We start from the raw sequence: 17,264 nt of genomic DNA, 5'->3' as shown, positions 1-17,264 counted from the left end.
GGTCATTCGGCGCCGACGGTGCAGATGCAGATGGCGGGCGTGCCGAGGGGCCAGGCGGCGTCGGAGAGGTCTTCGATGACCAGGTCGTCGTCCTCGGTGGGCGGCTGAACGGCCTCGGCGGCGGTCCCGGCGGCCCCGGCGCGCTGGGGGATCCTGGCGCGCTCGGTGATCTCGACGACCCCGGTGACCCCAGTGACCCGGGTGACCTCGGTGTTCTCGGCGGAATGAGTCAGGACGGCGGGGCTCGTGGACTCATGTGGGACGGGCGTATCGGTCATCGCGGACTCTCTCATCGCCAGGGTGTGAATTTGTCATGGTGCGGCGCTCTGGAACTCATATCGAGCTCGTTACTCCGGCACTGGCCGCACAGGTCGCCCACAAGCGAGGCTCTTAAATGCCTCGGTGGCAGGCCGCGCGGCCAGGAGGCACTTGACGGACCGTTGACGGAGGTACACGACCATGGACATCAAGGTGTTGGGGCCGCTGAGCGTCGAGGCGTGCGGTCAGTCGATCGTGCCCAGCGCGGGCAAGCCGCGCCAGATCCTTGCACTGCTTTCCGTCTACGCCAACCAGATGCTGCCGGTGCCCACTCTTATGGAGGAAATCTGGGGCACGCAGATGCCGCGCAGCGCGCTGACCACTTTGCAGACCTACATCCTGCAGCTGCGCCGCAGGCTGGCCACGGCCTATGGCCCGCAGGCCCCGCAGGCTTCCAAGGACGTCCTGGCCACGCGCTACGGCGGATATGTGCTGGAGGCCCAGCCGGGCGCGGTGGACATCCATGAGTACGACCGGCTGGTGGCCGCGGGGCGGGACGCGCTGGACGCCGGCGACGATGTCCAGGCGTCCCTGCTGCTGCGCGAGGCGCTGGCCGTCTGGCGCGGCCCCGCGCTGGTGGATGTGAAGGTCGGGCCGGTCCTGGAGATCGAGCTGGCCCGTCTGGAGGAGAGCCGGCTCGGCGTCCTGGAGCGCCGTATCGAGGCCGATCTGCGGCTGGGCCGCCATGCCGAGCTGCTCACGGAGCTCACCGAGCTGACCGCTCGTCATCCGCTGCACGAGGGGCTGCACGCCCAGTGCATGGCCGCTCTCTACCGCGCGGGCCGCCCCTGGCAGGCGCTGGAGGTCTACCAGGGTCTGCGCGCCAGACTGGTCGAGGACCTCGGGCTGGAGCCGTCGCCGCGGCTGCAGAAGCTCCAGCAGGCGGTGCTCGCCTCCGATCCTGCGCTCGATCTGGACCTGGACGGCCACTGGCGCCGCCCGGTGCTGGACCTGTTCGCCGCATAGACCAACGGCCAACAGCCCACAGTCCACAGCCCACAGCCGATAGCCCCACAGTCCCGACACCGCCCCTCGACCGGAGCCCCGTAAGTTCCCCGACCAGCCCTCCCCGTCCGGCGAACCATCCCCCCAAGAACGCCCGGCGCCGCCCTTCAGCCGGGCTTGCTACGGCTCCGCTGCCCGATCCCCCCGCGCGGGCAAGCGGAGCCGTAGTGCGTCCAGGGGAGGTCACAGGCGCCCGATGCCCATGCCCCGGAGCTCGACCAGCAGGAGGCGCGATGACGCGCGAGATCGACACCGATGTGTGCGTCGTCGGCGGCGGCCCGGCCGGTCTGGTGCTGGCACTGCTGATGCTGCGGTCGGGGGCCCGGGTGACCGTGGTGGAGTGCGCCCGCGCACATCAGCGCGTGTTCCGCGGTGAAATCCTCCAACCCGGCGCGATGGCGCTGCTGGACGCGCTCGATGTGCTCGTCGGCGCCCGCGCCCGCGGCGCCCATGAGCACGACCGATTCCTGGTGATCGAGGGCGAGCGAGTACTGCTGGAGGCCGACTACCGGCTGCTCGCGGCCCCGTACGACCACCTGTTGAGCGTTCCGCGCCCCCATCTGCTGGATGAGCTCCTCGCCCGCTGCCGCCGCTCGCCCGGCTTTCGCTATCTGCCCGGACGGCGGGCCGGGGCGCTGCTGCGGCGGGAGCGGCGGATCGCCGGGGTCATCGCCGAGGGACCGCCGGGCCGCTGTGCCGTACGGGCCCGGGTCGTCGTCGGCGCGGACGGCCGGTTCTCGCGGATCCGGCGGCTGGCGGGCATCGGGGCGGGCCGCGCCGACGCGTTCGCCCAGGATGTGCTGTGGTGCACGCTCATCGCGCCCCGGGAAGAGCCGCCGCTCCGCGATGTGCGGGTGTTCCGCACCGGCGGCGGCCCGGTGCTGGTCCACGGCTCCTGGCCGAACCGGATCCAGATCGGCTGGACCCTGCCGCACCGGCGCTACGGCCATCTCGCCGCCCTCGGCCTCGACCATGTCAAGGAGCGGCTGGTGCGTGCCGTGCCGGGGTACGCCGCGCTGATCCGCGATCAGCTCCGCACCCCGGCCGACCTCGGCGCGCTCGAGGTCTTCTCGGCACGGGCCGAGCGCTGGGTCGCCGACGGGCTGGTGCTGATCGGCGACGCCGCCCACACCCACAGCCCGATCGGCGCCCAGGGCATCAACCTCGCGGTGCAGGACGCGGTGGTGCTGCACCCCCTGCTGGCCCGCGCCCTGGCCGAGGGCGACACCAGCGCCGAGCGGCTGGCGGAGTTCGAGCGGCGGCGCGGGCCCGATATCGCGGCGGTGATGCGGATGCAGACCCTGCAGAGCCGGGCGATCCTCTCGCAGGGCGCGTTCACCACCCGGGTGCGCCCCCGACTCGCGCGGGCCCTGCGTCGTACGCCGCTCTACCGCAAGATCCTGCAGCGCATGGCCTACGGCAACCCGTCGATCCGCATCGCCGACGCCGGAGTGTGCGGCCGGGCATGACACCCCCGGAGCGGGATGGCTGGAAATAACCTCTGCACCGGCTTCTCGCCACCCCGGCTTCGACCCCGTATGCCGCACCGCCTAGGTTGAGGCCATGCACACTGTCGTGATCCTGGCGCTGGACCAGGTGGTCCCCTTTGATCTGGCCACCCCGATCGAGGTGTTCAGCCGCACCCGGCTGCCCGACGGCCGGGAGCCCTACCGGGTCCGGGTCTGCGGCCCCGCCCCCAGCGTGGACGCCGGGGTGTTCGCCCTCCAGGCCCCGTACGGGCTCGAGGCGCTCGCCGAGGCCGACACGATCGTCGTGCCCGGCCGCAGCGACGCCCTGCTCCCGGTTCCCGACGAGGTGATCGACGCGCTGCGGAACGCCGCCGACCGGGGCACCCGTATCGCCTCGATCTGCTCCGGGGCCTTCGTCCTCGCCGCCACCGGGCTGCTCGACGGACTCCGCGCCACCACCCACTGGCTCGCCGGTGCGCTGCTTTCCGAGCTCCATCCGAAGATCCAGGTCGACCCGGATGTGCTCTATGTGGACAACGGTCAGTTCCTCACCTCGGCGGGCGCCGCGGCCGGGCTCGATCTGTGTCTGCATATGATCCGGCGCGACCATGGCTCCGCCGTGGCCGCCGACGCCGCGCGACTGTCCGTGATGCCCCTGGAACGGGAGGGCGGGCAGGCCCAGTTCATCGTCCACGACCAGCCGCCGGTACCGCGCGGATCGCTGTTCGAACCCCTGCTGAGGTGGATGGAGGACAACGCCGGACGGGACCTCACCCTCAACGAGATCGCCGCCCACATCGGCATGAGCACCCGCACCCTCAACCGCCGCTTCCGGGAGCACACCGGCACCACCCCGCTGCAGTGGCTGCACCGCGCCCGGATCCGGCAGGCGCAGTATCTGCTGGAGGCCACCACCCACCCGGTCGAGCGCATCGCCAGCCAGGTCGGCTTCGGTTCGCCCACCTCCTTCCGGGACCGCTTCAAGCGCGTCGTCGGCACCAGCCCGCACAGCTACCGCTCCGCCTTCCAGCGAAACGCCGGATAGCCGCCGAGCGGTCCCCTGGGCAGCCTCGGGCGCGGGTCGAGGCGGACTCGAGTCACGGCGGCGACCATGTCCTTCTCAGTGGGAACGACCGCGAGGAGCGCCCATGCTGGACCTTGGCCTGGAGGGGCGCACGGTCCTGGTCACCGGGGCCACCGGGGCCATCGGCCGGGCCGCCGCACGCGCCTTCGCGGAGCAGGGCGCCCGGGTGGCGCTCGCCTTCCGGCACCAGCGCGAGGCCGCCGAGGCGCTGGCCGCCGAGCTGTCCGGACCGGACGGCGGCAGGGCCTTCGCCGTGCCGTACGCCCTGGACGACGCCGCGTCGCCGCGCTGGGTCGTGGCCGCCGTGGAGGAGCACTGGGGCGGGCTCGACGTGCTGGTGGCGGCCGCCCGGCGACGGGGCGCGCGACGCGATTCGCACACCCGGTTCGAGGACGTACCGGAGGAGCATTGGCGTCCGCTTGTCGCCGACGGCTTCGTGCCCGCGGTCCGCACCGTCCAGTGGGCCGTCGCCGGGATGCGCAAGCGCGGCTGGGGCCGGATCGCGCTGGTGGCCTCGGCGCAGGCACCGGACGGCGCGGCCGACGGGGAGTTCCACGCGGTGGCGCGGGCCGGGCTGCACGGTCTGGTCCGCGGTCTGGCGGGCGAAGTGGGCGGCGACGGAGTGCTGATCAACGCCGTGTGCCCCGGGCCGACCCCGCCCGACCGGCCGCCGACTGTGTCCGACCGGCCGTCCACCCCGCCCGGCCGGCCGTCCACCCCGCCCGGCCGGCCGTCCACCCCGCCCGGCCGGCCGCCTACTCCGCCCGACAGACCGTCCACCTCGCCCGACCGGCCGCCCACCACCCCCGAGGACATCGCCCGCGCCCTCCTCTTCCTGTGCTCGGCGGCCAACGGCACGATCACCGGCGAAGCGCTGACGCTCGCGAGGTGCCGCTGAGCCCGGCGAGGGATGCGAGGGGGCGGCTCGGTGTCATGTCCATCGGCCGGACGGGGCGATCCGGCCGGCTCGACCTCTGCGGGAGGGGAACCGTGCGCGTCCTGTTCACGACCTGGGCCTCCGGCGCCCATCTCGTTCCCATGGTGCCGCTGGCGCGCGCCCTGCTCGGGGCCGGGCACCAAGTGCGGGTCGCGGTGCCGTCCGAATGCGCGGCGGCCGTCGCCCGGACCGGCCTGGTGCCGGTGCAGATCGGTGCCCTGCCCATGGCGGTGGTCAGGGCGCCGGAGGCGACGCGGCGCCCGCGCGGCATCTGGCCGACGGACTGGCCGGTGCGGCCGGCCGCGCTCACCCCGGAGCAGCACGGCGTGCTGCGCGCGTTGGGCGATCGGCAGGTGCGGATCGCCGAGGCGATGGCCCAGGGCCTGGTGGCGTTCGCCCGCTGCTGGCAGCCGGAGCTGGTGGTGCATGACGCGAGCGCGTATGCGGGCACGGTGGCCGCGGGGGCGCTGGGGGTGCCCGCCATCGGCCAGCTGTGGGGGAGCGCGGCCGTGCTGCGGCTGGACCGGCAGCGGCTCGAAGGCCCGCCGCTGCCCGGCTACGCCCGGCTGATGCGGCGATACGGCGCCGACCCGGCACGCGAGCCTGACCTGTGGCTCGACCCCTGCCCGCCGAGCCTCGCGCTGCCCTCGCGGGCGCGGCGGCTGCCGGTGCGCCTCGTTCCGCAGGACGGGCCGTCGCCGCATGAGACGCCGTCGCCTTACGAGGCCCGCCGCGCCGGGCCGTACCCCGTGCGCCAGGCCGCCGCGTCGAACGGGCGGCGCGGGCCGGGCGGCCCCAGGCGCTCCGGGCCGGTGCGGGTGTGCGCGGCCTGGGACGACGCCAGTGGTCCGCCGGACGCCGTAAGGGCCGCACTGTGGGCCGCCGAGGCGCGGGGCGTGGAGGTCGTCCGGGTCGGCAGCGCCGCCGAGGGCCGCCCGCCCGCCGGGCCGCTGCACCGGGTGCTGCCGGGCTGCCGGGCCCTGCTCCACCAGGGCGGGGGCGCGGCGGTGCTGGCCGCCGCCACGGCCGGGGTGCCGCAGTTGGTCGTCGCGCCCCGCCTCGAGCAGCAGCTGAACGGGGCGCGGCTGGCCCGGGCGGGCGCCGGGATGTATCTGCCCGCCGACGCCCTCGACGGCACCCGGCGCGGGGCGCGGGCGGTGGGCGGCCGGCTGGCCCTGGACCTGTTCACCCTGCTGGAGCAGCCCTCGTACGCGGCGGCGGCGCATGCCCTGCGGCGGGAGGCGCTGGCGATGCCCGGCCCGGACAAGGCGGTCCTGGCGGTCACCCGGCTCACGGGCCCGGCGATGTGAGGGCCGTCGTACGCGGAGGGCCCCGTCCTGGGGAGAAGGCCACGCGAAAGGCCCCCCACCGAAGTGAGGGGCCTTTCGCTGTCTGTGCGCCGCCAGGGACTCGAACCCCGGACCCGCTGATTAAGAGTCAGCTGCTCTAACCAACTGAGCTAGCGGCGCCTGCTGACGTAGGAGACCTTAGCACCCGGACGCCACGGAGTGAAAATCGATAACTTTCAGCCCGGAAAAACGGCGGGTGTGCTGGTCACAGCCGTGCCGACAAGATCACAACCGGCGGCGCGGGCCGCCCTCACACAGGCCCACAGCAGCACCTCGGGACCGGGCAGCCAGGGCTTGCGGACATCGGGCGCGACCAGCCAGCGCGGCGACGGCACGGGGGTGGACTCGCGGGCGCCGGTCTCCGGGGTCCCGGTCTCCCGGGCCTGGTGCTCCAGGGGCGCCGCCTCCGGCTGATCGGGGTCCGGCGGGAACAGCGGCGGCACGGTCACCGCGTCGCCCCGTCCGTAACAGAGCAGCGGGGGAGCGGTCGCGCCCCACTCCTCCCAGCCGAGCAGCGCCGGCAGCCGCTGGGCGGTCCCCGGGGTGGCGAAGAGTAAGACGCGGCCGCCCCGGGCCGCGACCGGCCCGGTGCCGGGGCCGTCGGTCCATAACCGGCCCACCACCCGGCGGCCGAAGAGCGCGTCCATGCTGATGACGTCGAACGCCGTACCGCACGGCAGCGTCACCGCGGCGGTCGGGGCCCCGGCCCACAGGGCCTGCACACCGCGCGGCGAGGCGCTGGCCGAGGCGAGCCAGTCCGCGCCCGCCGGGGTGACGTAGGCGGCCGTGTGAAGTGCGTCCTGCGGCGTTCTGGTCATGTTTCCACCTTTACCGTCGGCGATGACGGTGTAGAGAGATGCGGCGAAGCCGGGACATCGGGTGTTGGCATCGGGTATCTTCCGCCCGCATATGCCCCAGGCTCACGCCTGCCGTCAGTCCGGCAACTCGCCGCTCCGCATCAGCTCACGGCCGAACTCGACCATCTTCTTGGCGTAGTCCTCGGTCCACTCGGCACGCTCGGCGATCACGGCGGGGGTCAGCCGATCGAACCGCCTCGGGTCGGCGAGCTGGGCGGCCGCCATCGCCTGGAACTCCATGGCCCGGTCCGTCGCCGCGCGGAACGCCAGCACCAGCTCCGTCGAGCGGGACAGCAGCTCACGCGGGTCCTCGATCGACTCCAGGTCGAAGAAGTGCGCCTCGTCCGAGGCGGCGGCGGCCGGTTCGAAGAGCAGGGGCGCTGGTTTCAGCCGCCGGGGCGCGGAGCCGTGCCGGCCTTGAGCCGAATCCGGCTCGGGCATGTGATCTCTCCTCCTGGGTCGTGAGGCACCTACGGTTCGCGGTGGTCCTGTTGTCTCCATTGTCGCGCGTAGGGCAAGGGCGCCCCCGCCGTACGCCGCCGACCTGGGGTCTCTCCCCACCCCACCGCCCCCTGAACCATGGCCGGACCGTCCTCCCTGGTGACGCACCGTACGGCCACCGGTGACGCGTCGCCCTTACGGCCGCCATCGACACGCCGCCACGATCGCCGCACAAGCCCTTACGGCCGCCATCGACACGCCGCCACGACCCGCGCCGACAAGCCCTCACAGCCGCCGCCGACCCGTCGTGACGACCTTACGGCGGTCACCGATTCGCCCTTACGGCAGCGCCGAAACGACCCTTACGCCAGGCCAAGGCGCCCCCCAACGCGCCCATGCGCCAGCCAAGGCCGCCGCCAACGCGCCCCTTACGGCCGCCATGTCACGCGGTGCTCGGCCAGATGCGCCAGCACCGCGTGGTTGGCCTCCCAGCCGTCCGGGAACTTCACCGTCACGCCGAGCTGCACCGGCTCCGTGGACGGATGCTCGTCCAGCAGCTCGGCCACCCCCGCCCGGCACACCACCACGCATGCCTGCCGGTGCCGCGACGTCAGCACGCACAGCCGCCCCGTCTCCAGATGGAAGGCCGTGGCGTCCGGCCGCCCCGACAGCGGGTGCAGAACGACCGTGACCTCGAACTCACGCCCTTGGAGTCGATTGGCGGTGTCGACGGTGACGCCGGAGACCCCGAGCCCCGTCAGCGCCGCCCGGACCGCCGCCGCCTGGTCCCGGTGGGCCGTGCCCACCGCGATCCGGTCCGCCGCGACCGGCAGCGGTTCGTCGGACCGCTCGCTGACCGCCACCGCGCCCCGGTCCAGCAGCCGCCGCACCACCTGGGCCACGGCCGCCACCGCCTCCGGGTCGGTGCGCGGGGTGCGCCGGGCGGGCAGCTCCAGCAGGCCCCAGCCGGACGCGGCAGCCTCGTCCAGCACCCGGTCCGGCCCCGAGCCGTCGGAGGCCACCCCGAAGCTCAGCCGCCGCTCGCCGTGGCCGGTGCCGCTGCGGAAGGGGGTGTACGGATAGAACGCGTCCGAGACCAGCGGCGCGGCCGAGGCCGGCAGCCGCCAGGACACCGGCAGCCGGTGCTGCGGAAGCCGCGGATTGTGCGCGAGCAGGGTGGTGACCGCGCTCGCCGAGGGGTCGTACGAAAGCCCCGCCCACTGGTCGGCGCCCACCACGCTGAACGGGTCAAGCTGCCCCGGGTCGCCCACGAACAGCGCCCGCTCGAACAGCCCGGCGACCGCCAGCAGCGCGTCGGAACGCATCTGGTACGCCTCGTCCACGATCGCGTGCCGCCACGGCTCGACGTTCTTGATGTGCGCCCACTTCGCGGCGGTGGAGACGACGATGTCGAGCCCGGCGAGGTCGCCGATCTTCGCGGAGGCCCGGACCGACGCATGACCGTCGAGCACCGGGTCGTAGGGATGCGGATCGCTGCTGTGCAGCCGCCCCACCGGAAGCTCGGGGTCCGCCGTGGCCAGCCGGTCCACCAGATCGTCCACCTGGGCGTTGGTCTGCGCGACCACCATCAGCGGCCGCCCGGCGGCCGCCAGCTCCCGCGCCGCCCGCACCACCAGTGTCGACTTGCCCGCACCGGGCGGGGAGTCCACGACGACGCCGCGGTCCGCTCCGTGCAGCGTGTCCCGCAGGATCGCCTCGGTCGCGCGCGCCGCCGCGGCCGAGGCGTCGAACGGCTCGCCCGCTCGGGCGCGGCCGGCGTGGGCCGCGCCGGCGGCCGGGTCCGCGGCGATCACAGATAGTCCTCCTCGGTCATCGGGTCGGGCTCGGGGCCCTGGGCCGGCGCGGCGGCGTCCGGCGGGCCGCCGTGGGTCCACGGAGTGCTCTCCGCGTCGGGCAGCTCCGGGCCGCCGCGCGGGGCGTGCTCGAACAGCGTCCAGCACACCCGGTCGCCCTTCTCGGGCACCGAGCCCGGCTCCGGCTGCTTGCCGCGGCCCATCCCGCCGGTCAGCCGCACCACCAGCGCGTGGGCCGGGTCCTCCGGAGAGCCCGAAGCGTCCGCGCCGCCGACTCCGCCAACCTCGTCATCTCCACCCGCCTCGTCGGTGTCCGCGAAGCCGGCGAACTCCCCGCTCTGCGCTCTGCCGTCGGCCATGACCCGGTGCAGCTTGACGCGCTCGGCCAGATGCGGACGGTCCTCGGTGCGGACCGTGACCAGCGGGCGCGGACGGGGCACCTTCGTGTCCGACCAGGCCATCTCCACATCGATCACCTCGCCCGCGAACGCCTCACCGGCCAGCCGCCGCCCCGCCATGACCAGCGGATCGTCCAGCGCCTCATGGGCGTCGAGCTGGGCCTGCGCGGTCTCGCGCGCGGCGAGCTTCTGCGCCGCCGTCACCGCGTCGTCCCGCTTGGGCTGCGGCGGCTCCCCGGCCCGGACCCGGTCCCGGTGGCCGGTGTAGGACCAGCGGTCCCGCTTCCAGCGGTCCGCCACCCGCGCGCCCTCCGGGAGGGAGCGCAGCAGATCCACCCCGCGCCACAGCGCGTCCCAGGTGGGCCGCAACTGCGACTCGATCAGCCCGCGCAGCTCCGCCTCGGCGAGCCGCAGCCGCGCCTCGCCCCGGCCACGCCCTGGGACGTCTCGGCACGCGCCGCGTCATAGCGGGACATCGCCGGTGCCAGCAGCTTGTTGTCGAAGGCGGGGTCGGTGGCCGGACCGGCGGGTGGGCAGCGCAGCCGGCCGTCCTCGTCCCGCTCCGACTCCGCCCGCAGCGCCGCCTCCGCCCCCGACAGGCCCTCCGGGGGGTCGATCCAGGCCAGCAGCGAGCCCAGGTGCTGATCCTCCAGATTGCTCTGCCCGGTCGCCCAGTGACGGCTCAGCAGCTCGGTGAGCGACAGCAGCAGACATGAGCCGGGCACCCGCGACCGCTCCCCGTAGTGGGTCAGCCAGCGGCCGAGCAGCGGCACCCGCGCGGGCGCCGGGAAGGGCGTCTCCGGGTCCTGCTCGGCGGTCCGCCGGAACCGCATCGACCGGCCCAGCAGCCGGACGAACGCCACGCCCGCGGCGCTGGGCACCAGCAGCTGCGGCGCGTCCTCGCACAGCTCGACCTGGACCGGGACCTTCTTACCGGTCTCCGGATCGGTCTCCTTGCGCTCCTCCAGCTCGACCTGGTCCGCGTACGAGTCCAGGTACGGCTGGATCTCCTCCGCGAGCGCGGCGAGGAACGCGAACCGCAGATCGCGGTCGCGCGGCTGGGCCACGATCAGCAGCCGCGGCGCCTCCCGGTCGGTGCCCACCAGCGCCCCCAGCGGCGCCCCCGCCTCACCGGCGGTGGTGAGCGGGACGAACGCCAGCGGGCGCTCCGACAGATGGCGGTGGCGCACGGTGGTCAGGGGCTGGGCCCGCCCCTCCCGGACCGCCTCCATCCGGGCCAGGGTGGTGATCAGCGACATGCCACCGCCTCGGGCCGGGACGCGAGTGCCTCGGCGCGCAGGGCCGCCGCGCGGCGCAGGGCGTCCACGGTGGGGTCGCCGGTGGGGGTGTCGTCGGCGGGACGTCCCATGGCGGCCGTAAGGACGGCGTCCATGGTGGTGAGCCCGCCCAGCTCGCCGCGGACGCCACGGCCCAGCGCCTCGACCCGGCCCGCGGCGCGGGATCGCGTCCGGCAGTGGGCGGCCAGCTCGCAGGTGGACAGGCACTCCGGGGCGTACGCCGCGTCGACCGCCTCGACGGCGGCCGTCAGCTCCTCGACCGGCCGGGTCGGGGTCCGGCCGTCGTCGGTGAGCCGCAGGTCGAAGGTGGTGCCCTCGGGGAGGGCGGCGGCGATGTCCTCGATCCGGGTCAGCCGGTCGAGCTGCCGCCGGGTGACCGCGAGCTGCTTGCGCACATCGACCATTTCGGCGGTCGGCAGGTTGGAGAAGTCCTTGGGGCAGACGAGCAGCACATGATGGCGCACCCGGGCCCACACGGAAGCGCCCTTTGCCGGAGTCGCCGAGCCCTCCCGCGCCGCCGTGTCGTCCCCGCCCTCCGGCGGCCGGCCGATCATCGACGCCACCCGCTCCAGCGCCAGGGTGTAGACCGCCGACTGGCGGGCGGCCGCGCCCACCTTGGCCGGGTCGGCGGAGCCGTCCACCATGGGGAAGGACTTGATCTCCACGACCGTCCACGACCCGTCGGGGTGGACCACGACCGCGTCCGGCTCCAGGAAGGCGGGCGAGCCCGCGACGTCCAGGCTCACCATCGGATGGTCCAGCAGCGCCCAGCGCCCCGCCTCGGTGGCCTCGCGCAGCGCGAGCGCCGTTCGGGCCGTGCGGCCCTGCGGACCGGGCGCGGTCAGATCGGGGGTCGCCACGGTGCCGGGACCGGGCGCCTCCGAACCGTCACGCAGCCGCTCGTGCAGCAGCCGCACCAGATCAGCGCCGCCGTCCGCCTTGACCCGGGCCTCGAAGGAGTTGCCGCGCTGATGCGCGAACTGCGACTGCCCGAAGTTCGCGGGAGCCCCCAGCGCCGACGCCAGCGCGCCCTTGTCGACCCCGGCCCCGTCCAGCAGCGCGCGGCGGCGGCAGCCCGGGTTGGCGGCCAGCGCCGCCAGCGCGCGGGCGTCCATCGGATGGGGAACGGTGGCCGGGCCGCGCAGCTCAGCGAGCCGCTGCCGCAGCCTCGTCACCTGCCGCGGGGGCCGAGCCGCCCGCAGTGGCTCCCCGGCCGCCTCCGGCACTGGCACCGGCTCCCCGGCCGCTGGTACCGGCACCGGCTCCCCGGCCGCCGTCGTCCGCGGCACCCTCGGTGCGTTGCCTGTCCGCGCCCCTGCCCTGCTGTCGGGGGATCCGTTCCCGTTCACGCGCCGAAGTCTCGCACTTGTCACCGACATTCGCGGGCACACCCGCGTTTCGGGAGGCGGTGACGGTCTCGCGGGCCGGACGCAGGCGGCTGCGCAGCGACTCCGCGAGCCGCAGCGCGGGCCTCGTCAGCAGCGCCCCGAGCGCCATGGCGGCGGCGCCGGCGACCGCGTCCAGGAAGTAGTGGTTGGCGGTGCCCATCACCACGAGGGTGATCGCCAGCGGATAGCCGACCGCGCCGACCTTGGCCCAGGTCGAGCGTCCGTGCCGCCACAGGGCGACCCCGCACCACAGCGCCCATCCCACGTGAAGGCTGGGCATCGCCGCGTACTGGTTGGTCAGCCCGCCCAGTCCGCGCGGTGCGCTGGCGTCCCCGCCCCACCAGCCGTATGAGCGGTACTGCGCCATGGTGTCGACGAAGCCGTGGCCCGCCTCCAGAAGCCGCGGCGGGCAGGTCGGCAGCAGCGTGAAGCCGATGAGCCCGATGATCGTGGAGACGAGCAGCCAGGTGCGCAGAAAGCGGTAGTCCGACGCCTTACGGCGCTTCCACATCCACAGCAGGATCGCGGGGTCAGGACGTAGTGCAGCGAGGCGTAGGCGAAGTCCGCCGGTATGCCTATCAGCGCGTGGGCCGTGAACAGATCGTTCAGCGGCGACTCGAAGTCGATGTTCAGACGCTGTTCGAAATGGAGGATCGCCAGACCATGATCGACGGCGGTGGACACGTCGCCGCGGGCCAGCAGCCGACCGGCCGAGTAGGCGGCGTACACCACCGCTATGAGCGGCAGTTCGGTCCACCAACGGGGCCGACTGCCCTGTGCTGCTCCGGCACGGGGCACCGTATGGGGCATTCGGACGCTCTCCAAAGTTCAGGCGGCCACGAAAAGGCGCGCGGTCAACCGTACGGTGTAGGCGAAGCGACCAACGCACCGCCCCCGTCCGCGAGCGGCGCCCACTGTCGGAACCCCTGGCGGACCCGCGCGCAGACAGGAAGACGCCAGGAGTGACCCGGAGGTTGCCTGCCGATCACATGCGCGATGATGGAGGGATGGCGATCGGCCATGTGCCGGTCCTGAAGAGTGCATGAAACCGCAGGCAGCGGCGTGTAATGGCGCACGGCGGCGCAGCGGTGCGAAACCGGTGAAGGAAGGCAGTACGCATGCCCCCACGCATCCTCCTGGCCCGGCACGGACAGACGCGGTGGTCGCTCTCCGGGAAGCACACCGGCCGTACGGACATCCCGCTGCTGGACGAGGGGCGGCGCGGCGCCAAGCTGCTCGGCGAGCGGCTGCACCACGGCCCCTGGGCGGGCCTTCCGGACGCCGAGGTGTGCACCAGCCCGCTGTCCCGGGCGAAGGAGACCTGTGGGCTGGCGGGCTTCGGCGACCGGGCGCGGGAGTGGGACGCGCTCCTGGAGTGGGACTACGGCGCGTACGAGGGGATGACCCCCGCCGAGATCAAGGCCACCCGGCCCGACTGGCTCATCTGGCGCGACGGGGTGCCCGAGGGCGAGTCGATCGCCTCCGTCGAGGCGCGGGCCGACGAGGTCGTGGAGTGGGCGCGCTCGGCCGACCGCGATGTGCTGGTCTTCGCCCACGGCCACATCCTGCGGACGCTGGGCGCCCGTTGGCTCGGCCATGACGCCTCCTTCGCCGCCCGGATCCGGCTCGATCCGACGTCCCTGTCGGTGCTCGGCTGGGCTTACGGCGAACCCGCCATCGAGCGCTGGAACGACACCGGCCATCTCGACTGAGAGCCGAACCGGCGTCAGACCGGGCAGGCGCGGCCGGCCGCCTCAGGGTGGGTGACGGCCGCCTCATGGCGGTCGAGGAAGTCCGCGACCGCCTCATCGCGACCGTAAGGACGCAGTATCCGGGCCGTGTCGTCGAGCATCCGGCGGATCCGCGACGACTTCACCTGGTCCAGCAGGCCCAGGGCCCGGCCGGCCGCGGCGGCGGCCGCGTCCGGCGCGCCGCCGGCCACCAGATCGCTCGCCAACTCCGTGGTGAACAGCGCGATATTGCGCGTGAAGTGCGGGTTCTGGAGGGCGACCGCGCGCCGGGCGTGCTCCACGGCGCGCTTCCAGTCGCCGAGCGCCGACCAGCACTGTGCCTCCAGCCCCTCCAGTTCGGCCTCCCCGAAGAAGCTCATCCACTCGGGGTCGGCGTCGCAGGGCCCGCGCCCGAACTGCGTCCGGGCGCGCAGCAGCGCCCGCTCACAGCCGCCCCGGTCAGGCAGCCAGGCGAGTCCCCCGGCCTCGCGCAGCGCGAGCAGCGACATCAGTCGCGGCGAGGCGAGCCGCTCGGCGACCCGCTGGGCCGCCTGCGCCGCCCTTACGGCCTCGCGGGGGCGGCCGGCGTCGCGGGCGAGGAAGGCGGTGTTGCAGAACGCGTGGGTCTCCAGGGCGGCGTCGCCGGAGACCCGCGCGGTGGCCAGGGCCTCGGCGTAGTGGGACCGCGCATCGGACAGCCGCTCGGAGTCATGGGCCAGCCAGCCCACCGAGATGGCCAGTTCACCGGCGCCCGCGAAGAGCCGCTCGGCGATCGAGCGGCTGTAGCCGCCCGCGTCGAGCAGTGCGTAGGCGGCGCTCAGTGGCTTGGCGGTGTGCGCATAGAGGGGATCGGCGCCGTGCCGGTCGTCCAGTAACCGGATCCGCCGTACGGCCTCCTCCACGGCGGCGGCCTCGGCCTCCCCCACCCGTCGCCCCGCCCGCCGGGGCGGCGTTCCGGTCCGGGGCGCGGCGGCCACGGCGGCGGCCGCCGCCCCACCGGCCATGAACGAGCGCCGTAGCAGTTCGCTCTCCTCGAAGATGTCGACGGTCCCCCTGCCCTGGGGCCCGGGAGGCCCGGGGCGCGGGCCGGGAACGGATACGGGGACCGACAGGGGTACGGGTACGGGAGGGCCCGCGGGGCCGCGGGCCTGGTGGCCGCGCACCGACTCACGGGAGGCGAAGCCGAGATCCGTAAGGGTGCGGCCGGGGAACATATGGCGGAAGACCCGCTCGTACGCGTAGTTGGGGCAGCGGATCGCCCCCGACTCGACACGGCCGATATAGCGGGCGTCGCAGGAGACCTGCTCGCCGATCTCGAGGGCCGCGCGGCGCACGGACGCCGCGAACTCGGCGGGCGAGAGCTGTCCGCGCAGTCGGCGGAACGCGGTGTTCGGCCGTGGAGGCGAGGGCTCCGGAAGCGGCGTCATGCTGTGCCTCTCCCTTGGTGATGCCAGGTGGGCGGGGGAGAACCGTACCGGCTGCGCGATCTCCGACACTCGGAGATTCCCGGCAAACGTTATATACCGCCCATGATCTGCCATGAACTGCCATCCTTTACGGCGGCATTCGGCCGTAGCCGTTGACACCGCCGCGCGTTGAATGGGGTGCGACCCGATGAAGAGGGAGGCCGGAGTGGACATCAGCCGCTCGCGGACTACTGCCCAGCACCCCCAGCGCCAGGACTGCGATCTCGTCACCGTGCCCGCCCGCCAGGGGCTGGAGGCGGTGGACATCCTGCGCCGTGCGTGCGACGGCCTCGGTCCCGTCCTGCATGACAACGCCTGCGACACCCTCGGCTTCCTGGTACCGCCCGGAACGGCGGACGGCTGGGATCTGCCGGGCTCGGCGTGCACCCAGACATCCGGGCGTGGAATCCGGATAAATATCGGCTCCGGCACCGGCGCACCCGCCGAAGCCGGAGACACCCCATCCGCAGAGACCCGAGCCGGGGACATCCCGTCCGGAGACGCCGCCCACGGGGACACCGAAGCCGGAGCCACCGAAGCCGGAGCCACCGAATCCGGAGCGGCCGGGGACGACGCGCCGCCCGGCATCGGCACCGGCTGGCTGGTGCCGCCCGACGCGGCGTACACGGTCGCCACCGACCCCGCCGAGCTCCGGGCGGCGCTCGGCGAGGCGGCCCGCACGATCGAGGCCGTCGACCGCTGCCAGTGAACCCAGTCCCCGGGTGACCGCTGCCAGTGAGGCGGTGACCATCCGCCCCTCCCGGCCGGCGACCGGCTGTCAGTGGTCCGCCGCATACTGGGACACATGGCGAAAGGCACGAACAAGCGAGCCGCGCGCGGGCGCGGAGCGGCGCGAGGGCGCAGCCCCGAGCCGGTCACCGCATCCGTCGACGGGGGGCTCGCCGAGCTCGTGCCGGACCGGGACCGGCCGCGCGGCTGGACGCTGCTGCTCGACGGCAAGCCGCAGTCGCATGTGGATCTCGACGATCCCGGGTATCTCGACTTCGAGTACCAGCGCAGATTCGGCCATCTCGCCGATCTCGTCGCCCCTCCCGGCCGCCCGCTGCACGCGGTCCATCTGGGCGGCGGCGCCTTCACCCTCGCCCGCTACATCGCGGCGACCCGCCCCCGCTCCACCCAGCAGATCATCGAGATCGACGCCCCGCTCGTCCAGTTCGTCCGCAGTGAGCTGCCGCTGGACCCCGGCGACCGGATACGGGTGCGCGGCGCCGACGCCCGGGCCGGGCTCGCCAAGGTGCCCGACGGCTGGGCGGATCTGATCGTCGCGGATGTCTTCAGCGGGGCCCGTACGCCCGCCCATCTCACCAGTGTGGAGTTCCTCGCCGAGGTGCGGCGTGCCCTGCGCCCGGACGGGTGGTACGCCGCGAATCTCGCCGACGGTCCGCCGCTGGCCTATCTGAAGCCCCAGATCGCCACCGCCCGTGCCGCGTTCGCCCAGGTGTGTCTGACCGCCGACCCCGCCCTGCTGCGCGGCCGCCGCTTCGGCAACGCCGTGCTGCTGGCCGCCGATCGCGACCTGCCGCTGGCCGAGCTCACCCGCCGGGCCGCCGGAGATCCGCACCCCGCCCGGGTCGAACACGGGCGCGGGCTCGCGGACTTCACCGGTGGCGCGGCCCCGGTCACCGACGCGACCGCAGCCCCCTCCCCGGCCCCGCCACCCGCCGTCTTCACCTGAGCCGAGCGGACCGG

The 17,264-nt window shown here is 74.2% G+C and carries 14 protein-coding genes, 1 tRNA gene and 2 pseudogenes; 8 read left to right on the top strand and 9 right to left on the bottom strand.

Going from position 1 to position 17,264, the window contains the following annotated elements; genetic code table 11:
- Positions 1-2: 2 nt before the first annotated feature.
- Positions 3-278, bottom strand: a complete 276-nt coding sequence (locus BLV72_RS11665) for a hypothetical protein (protein ID WP_093462040.1) — start codon at positions 276-278, stop codon at positions 3-5.
- Between the two features lie 181 nt (positions 279-459).
- On the opposite strand from BLV72_RS11665, the gene BLV72_RS11660 reads away from it, so the two are divergent.
- The 5 genes from BLV72_RS11660 (at position 460) to BLV72_RS11640 (ending at position 6,123) form a co-directional block, all read left to right on the top strand.
- Positions 460-1,284, top strand: a complete 825-nt coding sequence (locus tag BLV72_RS11660; protein ID WP_059142046.1) for an AfsR/SARP family transcriptional regulator — start codon at positions 460-462, stop codon at positions 1,282-1,284.
- Positions 1,285-1,556: 272 nt separating this feature from the next.
- Complete coding sequence (locus tag BLV72_RS11655; RefSeq protein WP_093462038.1) at positions 1,557-2,792, top strand: FAD-dependent monooxygenase; 1,236 nt, start codon at positions 1,557-1,559, stop codon at positions 2,790-2,792.
- Between the two features lie 94 nt (positions 2,793-2,886).
- On the top strand, positions 2,887-3,837 hold the full coding sequence (locus BLV72_RS11650) for a GlxA family transcriptional regulator (RefSeq protein WP_093462037.1): 951 nt from the start codon (positions 2,887-2,889) through the stop codon (positions 3,835-3,837).
- A gap of 103 nt (positions 3,838-3,940) precedes the next feature.
- Positions 3,941-4,774: an SDR family NAD(P)-dependent oxidoreductase gene (locus BLV72_RS11645; RefSeq protein ID WP_093462035.1), complete on the top strand. Its 834-nt coding sequence runs from the start codon at positions 3,941-3,943 to the stop codon at positions 4,772-4,774.
- A 92-nt stretch (positions 4,775-4,866) separates the two neighbouring features.
- A complete protein-coding gene (locus BLV72_RS11640; RefSeq protein ID WP_093462034.1) occupies positions 4,867-6,123 on the top strand; it encodes a nucleotide disphospho-sugar-binding domain-containing protein in 1,257 nt (418 codons plus the stop codon).
- Positions 6,124-6,208: 85 nt separating this feature from the next.
- On the opposite strand, the gene BLV72_RS11635 is transcribed toward BLV72_RS11640, so the two are convergent.
- From BLV72_RS11635 to BLV72_RS11605, 7 genes and pseudogenes are all read right to left on the bottom strand, one after another.
- Positions 6,209-6,282: transfer RNA gene (locus tag BLV72_RS11635), tRNA-Lys, on the bottom strand.
- 56 nt (positions 6,283-6,338) lie between these two features.
- The gene (locus BLV72_RS11630; protein ID WP_093462032.1) at positions 6,339-6,980 is read right to left on the bottom strand and encodes a bifunctional DNA primase/polymerase; all 642 of its coding nucleotides are present in this window, start codon (positions 6,978-6,980) and stop codon (positions 6,339-6,341) included.
- 114 nt (positions 6,981-7,094) lie between these two features.
- Positions 7,095-7,460, bottom strand: a complete 366-nt coding sequence (locus BLV72_RS11625) for a hypothetical protein (RefSeq protein ID WP_059142052.1) — start codon at positions 7,458-7,460, stop codon at positions 7,095-7,097.
- Positions 7,461-7,888: 428 nt separating this feature from the next.
- Positions 7,889-9,271, bottom strand: a complete 1,383-nt coding sequence (locus BLV72_RS11620; RefSeq protein ID WP_244321395.1) for an AAA domain-containing protein — start codon at positions 9,269-9,271, stop codon at positions 7,889-7,891.
- Positions 9,271-10,931 (bottom strand): annotated as a pseudogene (locus tag BLV72_RS11615) (hypothetical protein). The gene BLV72_RS11620 and the pseudogene BLV72_RS11615 overlap by 1 nt, the downstream one beginning before the upstream one ends.
- Positions 10,922-12,085 (bottom strand): hypothetical protein, encoded by a 1,164-nt coding sequence (locus BLV72_RS11610; RefSeq protein ID WP_093470305.1) that lies wholly within the window; start codon positions 12,083-12,085, stop codon positions 10,922-10,924. Before BLV72_RS11610 ends, BLV72_RS11615 begins: the two are co-directional and overlap by 10 nt.
- A gap of 31 nt (positions 12,086-12,116) precedes the next feature.
- Positions 12,117-13,168 (bottom strand): annotated as a pseudogene (locus BLV72_RS11605) (phosphatase PAP2 family protein).
- Between the two features lie 308 nt (positions 13,169-13,476).
- Here BLV72_RS11605 and BLV72_RS11600 point away from each other — a divergent pair.
- On the top strand, positions 13,477-14,070 hold the full coding sequence (locus tag BLV72_RS11600; protein WP_093462031.1) for a histidine phosphatase family protein: 594 nt from the start codon (positions 13,477-13,479) through the stop codon (positions 14,068-14,070).
- 14 nt (positions 14,071-14,084) lie between these two features.
- On the opposite strand, the gene BLV72_RS11595 is transcribed toward BLV72_RS11600, so the two are convergent.
- A complete protein-coding gene (locus tag BLV72_RS11595; protein WP_093462029.1) occupies positions 14,085-15,515 on the bottom strand; it encodes an NsdA family TPR-like regulatory protein in 1,431 nt (476 codons plus the stop codon).
- Between the two features lie 211 nt (positions 15,516-15,726).
- Here BLV72_RS11595 and BLV72_RS11590 point away from each other — a divergent pair, with 211 nt between their 5' ends.
- Positions 15,727-16,263 (top strand): hypothetical protein, encoded by a 537-nt coding sequence (locus tag BLV72_RS11590; RefSeq protein ID WP_093470304.1) that lies wholly within the window; start codon positions 15,727-15,729, stop codon positions 16,261-16,263.
- Positions 16,264-16,359: 96 nt separating this feature from the next.
- Positions 16,360-17,250 (top strand): spermidine synthase, encoded by an 891-nt coding sequence (locus BLV72_RS11585; RefSeq protein WP_093462028.1) that lies wholly within the window; start codon positions 16,360-16,362, stop codon positions 17,248-17,250.
- Positions 17,251-17,264: the final 14 nt, after the last annotated feature.

Origin of the sequence: Streptomyces melanosporofaciens (genome assembly GCF_900105695.1) — a bacterium.
Lineage (GTDB): Bacteria > Actinomycetota > Actinomycetes > Streptomycetales > Streptomycetaceae > Streptomyces > Streptomyces antimycoticus.
Note: the sequence above shows the minus strand (reverse complement) of the source record. Positions and strands in the feature narration are given on the sequence as shown.

Excerpts from the sequence above, each read along its gene's own strand:
- BLV72_RS11665 (WP_093462040.1), bottom strand. The coding sequence starts at position 278 with ATGACCGATACGCCCGTCCCACATGAGTCCACGAGCCCCGCCGTCCTG.
- BLV72_RS11660 (WP_059142046.1), top strand. The coding sequence starts at position 460 with ATGGACATCAAGGTGTTGGGGCCGCTGAGCGTCGAGGCGTGCGGTCAG.
- BLV72_RS11655 (WP_093462038.1), top strand. The coding sequence starts at position 1,557 with ATGACGCGCGAGATCGACACCGATGTGTGCGTCGTCGGCGGCGGCCCG.
- BLV72_RS11650 (WP_093462037.1), top strand. The coding sequence starts at position 2,887 with ATGCACACTGTCGTGATCCTGGCGCTGGACCAGGTGGTCCCCTTTGAT.
- BLV72_RS11645 (WP_093462035.1), top strand. The coding sequence starts at position 3,941 with ATGCTGGACCTTGGCCTGGAGGGGCGCACGGTCCTGGTCACCGGGGCC.
- BLV72_RS11630 (WP_093462032.1), bottom strand. The coding sequence starts at position 6,980 with ATGACCAGAACGCCGCAGGACGCACTTCACACGGCCGCCTACGTCACC.
- BLV72_RS11625 (WP_059142052.1), bottom strand. The coding sequence starts at position 7,460 with ATGCCCGAGCCGGATTCGGCTCAAGGCCGGCACGGCTCCGCGCCCCGG.
- BLV72_RS11610 (WP_093470305.1), bottom strand. The coding sequence starts at position 12,085 with ATGGACGCCCGCGCGCTGGCGGCGCTGGCCGCCAACCCGGGCTGCCGC.
- BLV72_RS11600 (WP_093462031.1), top strand. The coding sequence starts at position 13,477 with ATGCCCCCACGCATCCTCCTGGCCCGGCACGGACAGACGCGGTGGTCG.
- BLV72_RS11595 (WP_093462029.1), bottom strand. The coding sequence starts at position 15,515 with ATGACGCCGCTTCCGGAGCCCTCGCCTCCACGGCCGAACACCGCGTTC.
- BLV72_RS11585 (WP_093462028.1), top strand. The coding sequence starts at position 16,360 with ATGGCGAAAGGCACGAACAAGCGAGCCGCGCGCGGGCGCGGAGCGGCG.